This window comes from bacterium, assembly GCA_030685015.1.
Taxonomy (GTDB): Bacteria; CAIWAD01; CAIWAD01; order CAIWAD01; family CAIWAD01; genus CAIWAD01.
In genome coordinates, this window is sequence record JAUXWS010000006.1 from 23,114 (window position 1) to 29,113 (window position 6,000).

Consider the following 6,000-nt stretch of genomic DNA (forward strand, 5'->3'; position numbering starts at 1 on the left):
TTGGGTGAAAAATGTACTGGATGTGGCGCCTGCATTTCCACCTGCCGGCCGCGGGCCATCGAGATGCTGCTGCTCGAATCTGGGCGCAAGGCGGCCTATATTCACAAGAATCACTGTGTTCTTCATGGGGATTGCCTTGTGGCATGCCCCCATGAGGCCATCGTCGTGCCACGATGATCTCTATTGTGTTCAGGTGGCTTACCGGCATTCGCATAGCCGAGCTGCGGCCCGCCCACGACCGAGTTCATGCCACGTGTTGCGTGAACCGGCCTCATTTAGGCGGGCAGGCTTCAGGCGCGGCCCCCGTGCTTGGCTGTGAATCCTCGATCCTGCCTGGTCGATAACTCCAATTGCATCACAATCAAATCGCTGCCAGGGCCTATGCAACACATGGACGAATCCGCACTTGCAGGTGGACCAGTCAACCGGTTGAGATACCTGGAGGATCTGGCCGAACCCTACTGCGCCTTTGATTTGGATCATAAGCTCATCTACCTCAACCCTGCTGCTGAAGTCCTGCTTGGAAGGTCTTCGGCGGCACTTCTCGGACTTAACCAGCAGGACATCTTCGGACCCGAGATCACAGGCCAGATCAAGCAGCAGGAAGAAGCCCGTGCCCAAGGCCGGGCCACGGTCTATGAGGCGGAGGGGCGGGATGTCGAAGGAAGGGTGGTCACCTATTTGATCACGGGCAGCCCCCTCCATGATGAGGCAGGAATCGTGGTGGGCAGTTGTGGCGTCATCCGCGACATCACGGCCAGACACCGTCGCGAGCAGGAGGCGGAACACCGCAGCCAGCTCACGCTGGCCATGGCCCAGTCCATGCGGGCCCTTCTGACCCAGGCGGACTTCAACCAGGCCCTGCGGGACACACTTCAGAACATTGGACTGACCCTCAACGCGCGCAGTGGCGCTCTCTTCCACCGGGACGCCGCCGGCGTCTTCCACCCCACCCACGAGTGGCAGGACGAGGCGGACCTGCTGGAGGCCCGCGTGGTGCGCCACTCCGACATCGACGAGCGTCGATTCCCCTGGTGGTTGGGCCAGCTGCAGAAGCACCGGCTTCTCTACATTCCATCCCCGGAAAGCCTCCCGCCCGAGGCCGTGCTGGAGCGCCGCGCCATGGCCGTCCTGGACATCTCCAGCCTGCTCGGCATGGCCATTGTCTATGGCGGGCGGCAGCAGGGCTTTGTCACCTTTGAAAATCCCAAACGCATCGAGCATTACAGTCCGCAGGATCTCTCCCTGTTGATGATGCTGTCCGATGTCTTCGCTTCTTCGCTGAACCGGCAGCAAACGGAGCGGGAGCGAAGCCTGCTCATCACGGCCGTGGAGCAGTCGGAGGCATCGGTCGTCATCACCGACGCCACAGGGACGATCCTCTACTTGAACCCAGCCTTTGAGCGCATCACGGGCTATTCGCGCCGGGAAGCCCTTGGTCGGAATCCGCGGATCCTGAAAAGCGGCAAGCAAGACGACGCCTTTTACAAGGCCATGTGGGACAACATCAGCATGGGGCTCACCTGGAACGGCGAACTGGTCAACCGGCGCAAGAACGGCACTCTCTTCCATGAAAGTGTCAGCATCAGCCCGGTGCAGAACGCATCCGGCGAGACCACCCATTTCGTGGCCGTCAAACGCGATCTGACACATGAGCGGCAACTGGAATCCCAACTGCGACAGGCCAAGACCCTGGAGGCGGTGGGGCGTCTGGCTGCCGGCGTGGCCCATGAGATCAACACGCCCACCCAGTACATCTGGGACAACATTGCCTTCGTCCGTGACTCGCTGGACAGCCTGCTGCCGCTGGTGGGCAAGGCGCTTCATGGTGCCTTGCGCTTGTCCGCATGCGAAGAAGGAACACAGCTGGCGGAGGAGATCCTGGCGGGGACGATCGGGCTGGACCTGGATTTTCTGCTGGACGAGATCCCGCGGGCCCTGGCCCAAAGCCAGGAGGGCGTGCAGCGCGTGACCAGCATCGTGCAGGCCATGAAGGAATTCTCACACCCGGGCAGCAGCAGCAAGCAAGCGGGAGACATCAACCGCATGCTGAGGTCCACCATGCTGGTGGCGCGCAGCGAATGGAAACACGTGGCCACCATTGAACTGGACCTGGCCCAGGACTTGCCTGAAATCGCCTGTCTGGTGGCCGACCTGAATCAGGTCTTTCTCAATCTCATCACCAATGCCGCGCAGGCCATCGGTGAAACCGGGGCCGGTCAGGGTGAAGTTCCGAAGGGCAAGATCACCGTGCGCACGCGGCAGCGTGACCAGGAGATCCTCATCGAAGTGGAGGACACCGGTGGCGGCATCCCGGCGGATGTTCTGCCCAACATCTTCACCCCCTTCTTCACGACGAAGGAGGTCGGCATGGGGACCGGCCAGGGTCTGGCCGTGGCGCAGAATGTGGTCGTGGACAAGCATCAAGGTCGCATCGAGGTGGAGACCCATGAATCGATCAGCTCAATATTCCGTATCTTCCTTCCCTTGAGTACCGTCGACGCGCTGCCATCAGGAGATCTTGCATGAGTCTGCCGGACAATCCCAAAGTGCTCTTCGTTGATGACGACCCCAACATTCTCGAGAGTTTTCGTCGCACCTTCCGCAATCACCTGGACTTCGACACGGCCGAAAGCGGCCAAACCGCCCTCATGATGCTGCGCGAGCGCGGTCCTTTTGCCGTGATTGTCAGCGACCAGCGCATGCCCCAGATGACCGGCATCGCCCTGCTGCGGGAGGTGCACAAGGCCTTCCCCGACATCGTGCGCATCATGCTCACGGGGAACGCCGATCAGCAAACGGCCATCGACGCGGTCAACGGCGGGCACATCCATCGCTTCCTGACCAAGCCCTGCCCGCCGGCCACCATCCTCAACGCGGTCCAGGAAGGGCTGCGCATCTGGACCCAGCTGCAAACCGAGCACGAACTGCTTGAGGGAACTCTGTCAGGAAGCATCCGCGTCATGACGGAGGTGCTGGCCACCATCCATCCCGCCACGGCCGATCAGAATCAGCGCATCCTGCGCATGATGCGCCACGTGGTGAAGTCCCTGCGCTTGAACCACACATGGCAGTATGAGATCGCCGCCATGCTGTCACAGATCGGCTGCATCGTCCTGGACGCGGATCTGCTGGCCAAGGTGCACGCCGGCTATGACTTGAATGAGGATGAGACCCGGCACGTCCACGCCCATCCGGAGATCGGGGCCCGGCTCATCCGCCACCTGCCCCGGTTGGAGGCAGCCGCGGACATGATCGCCCGGCAGCTCACACCACTTGGCGAGCGTTTGGAGCTGCCGCTGGCCGACCTCACGCCCGCGGAGATCGGCGGCCACATTCTGCAGGCGGCCGTCCTCATCGACTTGTCGATGCGCAGGGGCCGGCCTTACAAGGAGGCCGTGGAACACCTGCATGGGAGGGCCAAAGGCATCCGCCGGGATGTCCTGGACGCCCTGCAGAATCTGCGTCTGGAATCCGCCGTCCTCGAGAAGAAGCCGGTCCGCATGAAGGATCTGCGGGTGGGGCAGTTGCTGGCGGATGACGTCCTGGCCAGCAACGGCATCACCCTGGCTGTGAAAGGGCAGGTGATTTCCGATTTGATGTTGGAGCGCATCCGCGCCTTCGACCAGGGGGTGGGACTGCGGGAGCCCTTCCTGATCATGGTGCCAACGGCGGCAGCGCCCTCGGATCCTCAGTCGTTCACTGCCAACCAGTAGAAGCATCAGGGCAAGACCGCGGTCGCCCTCAGGAAACAGCGGCTTCGCCGCCTGGCGGAGAATCATCGCGCTCGCTTAGAATTGTCTGGCGTGCCACTCCATCTGCGGGAAATCCATTTCCCGCATGAGCTCCTCCTCGGCACCGAAATGGTAGGTCAGGTAATCCGTCAGCGCCACTTGGCCACGCCCCATGTCCTCCGCCGCTGCTCCGGACTAGTCGAGCCGCATGATGGCTTCCACCAGCTCGAAGAGCAGGTGGTGCTGGCTGTCCAGGTTCGGATGGCCCGTGGCGTGGGCGTCTCTCCATCCATTACCAGCCGGCCACCAACGTCAGAATCATGCGGCGACGCCATAGTTTGGCGTGCCTAACTTTAACACCTTCGAGTCAGAGGGCCGGCAAAGGGCTGGCACCTGGTTCCCTGACGCACAAGGAATTTCCCCATGCGCCTGTTGTCCACCACCCTTCCCGCAGTCCTCATGGCAGCATCCTCCGGCATGGCCGACCAGCGGCCCTGGGTCTGGATATACGGATCCGCCATGATGCACAGGGGTGAGGCCGAACTCGAACACTACATGACCGTGCAAAGCCCTGATTGGACCCGCCGCGCGGAGAACCTGAAAACCGTCCACCAGGTGGAGCTTGAGATCGGCATGTCCGAACGCCTGGACGCGGCCATCTACCAGGTCTTCTCCCGCACGCCCGCTTCACCCCTCGACTGGAACGGTTACAAGGTGCGCCTTCGCTGGCGCCTGACGGAGACGCCCGACGCCTTCGGGCATCCCATCCTTTACCTGGAGCACAAGAACAACGCCACGCTGTCCAAATCCGTCTGGGAGACAAAGCTTCTCCTGTCCCAGAGCTTTGGTCCTGTTGACCTGGCCATCAATCCGGTCGCGGAGTTCGACGCGGATGAAACCACTTTTTCCGTCAACGCGGGTGCCAGCCTTCCCGTGTTGTGGCATCTGAAGCTTGGCGCGGAACTGCGCGCCAGCAAGGACGCCGTCTACCTCGGTCCCACCTTGTCCCATGGGGGCCCGGGCCTGTGGAGTGCGTTGGGAGTCAGTTGGCGCGTGGGCGAGATCGATCCGGGTGATATCACGCACCAGGTCCGGCTCATCATTGGCGTGCAAGTGAAAGACTAATCAGGACCCACACACCTTGTGTGGCGGATGAATGATTGAAAGTGGACCACACGTTCGGAAAGACATGGATGCGGGATCAGTGGATGCAGCTTGCTGCCGCAATCGGATGCGGCAAGGGGCAGGCTGGGCGCACAAACCAAATGAATCTGGGGGCCGCGTGGCCCCCAGATTGTTTCACATGGCCACCAGGGCCTACTTGAGAAGTGTGAACGATTTGGTGCGCTGGACATCTCCCGCCATCAGGGTATAGGTATAGATGCCACTGGGCAAGTTCGCCGCCTGGAAGTCCACCACGTGATTCCCTCGCGCCACCAGTCCATCGACCAACACGGCCACCTGCTGGCCACGCATGTTGTGCACGACCAACCTGACCTGGTCCGTCTGCTCCAAGGTGAACTCGATGGTCGTGGAAGGATTGAAGGGATTGGGATAGGCGGGAGCCAGTTCCATGGAGGTCGGGACCTCATGCGCGCCGACCGTCTCCTCGCAAATGGCCATGGTGACGAGATTGCTGTCGAAGGTGACGGCGCCGTTTCGCGCCAGCACCCTGCCCTCCATGGTCGCCCCGGTTGTCAGCGAGATGGATGTCAGGGCCAGGATGGTTCCCATGAAGTTCGAGTTCGTGCCCAGTGTCGCGGAACTGCCCACCTGCCAGTACACGTTGCAGGCCTGCGCCCCGTTGATGAACACGACATCACTGCCGGTGGCCGTGATCAGCGTGCTCTCCATCTGGAATACGAACACGGCGTTGGCGTCGTTCAACGCATCCAAGGTCAAGGTCCCCGTGATCCCGAACGCGCCTGTGGCCGAGTTGTAGACGCCCGGCACCAGGACGGACCCGCCCAGCTCAGGGGGAATGGTCGTGGACGGCCCTCGCCCCGCTGCATCGTCATAGGCTGTCACCAGGTCGACCTTGGCCTGGAGCGCGACCGGATCCGCGATGTACTGGGCTCCATTGACCAAGCCAGGCGGGAATCCGGTGACGGCCGTGCCAGGACTTAGAGCCTATCCGTGAATAATATTTACGTCTCCCGGCACCATGCGGAAAACAATGATGGCTGCGGCAAGCATGACCAGCGCGATGTAGCTGCGGTCGAGTTTTTCATACCGCACCAGAAGCTTTCGAAAGCGGTTGAACCAC

5 protein-coding genes and 1 pseudogene are annotated in these 6,000 nt (G+C 61.7%); 3 read left to right on the forward strand and 3 right to left on the reverse strand.

Annotated elements, in window-relative coordinates; genetic code table 11:
- The first annotated feature begins 429 nt into the window (after positions 1-429).
- From Q8O14_00515 to Q8O14_00525, 3 genes are all read left to right on the forward strand, one after another.
- On the forward strand, positions 430-2,529 hold the full coding sequence (locus tag Q8O14_00515) for a PAS domain S-box protein (protein MDP2359224.1): 2,100 nt from the start codon (positions 430-432) through the stop codon (positions 2,527-2,529).
- Complete coding sequence (locus tag Q8O14_00520; protein ID MDP2359225.1) at positions 2,526-3,716, forward strand: response regulator; 1,191 nt, start codon at positions 2,526-2,528, stop codon at positions 3,714-3,716. Before Q8O14_00515 ends, Q8O14_00520 begins: the two co-directional genes overlap by 4 nt.
- A gap of 441 nt (positions 3,717-4,157) precedes the next feature.
- On the forward strand, positions 4,158-4,859 hold the full coding sequence (locus Q8O14_00525; GenBank protein ID MDP2359226.1) for a hypothetical protein: 702 nt from the start codon (positions 4,158-4,160) through the stop codon (positions 4,857-4,859).
- A 192-nt stretch (positions 4,860-5,051) separates the two neighbouring features.
- On the opposite strand, the gene Q8O14_00530 is transcribed toward Q8O14_00525, so the two are convergent.
- The 3 genes and pseudogenes from Q8O14_00530 to Q8O14_00540 form a co-directional block, all read right to left on the reverse strand.
- A complete protein-coding gene (locus Q8O14_00530) occupies positions 5,052-5,309 on the reverse strand; it encodes a T9SS type A sorting domain-containing protein (protein ID MDP2359227.1) in 258 nt (85 codons plus the stop codon).
- Between the two features lie 48 nt (positions 5,310-5,357).
- Positions 5,358-5,858, reverse strand: a pseudogene (locus tag Q8O14_00535) (ice-binding family protein).
- A gap of 6 nt (positions 5,859-5,864) precedes the next feature.
- Positions 5,865-6,000 (reverse strand): IS5/IS1182 family transposase (locus Q8O14_00540; GenBank protein ID MDP2359228.1); only part of this gene is annotated, 136 nt, incomplete at its 5' end.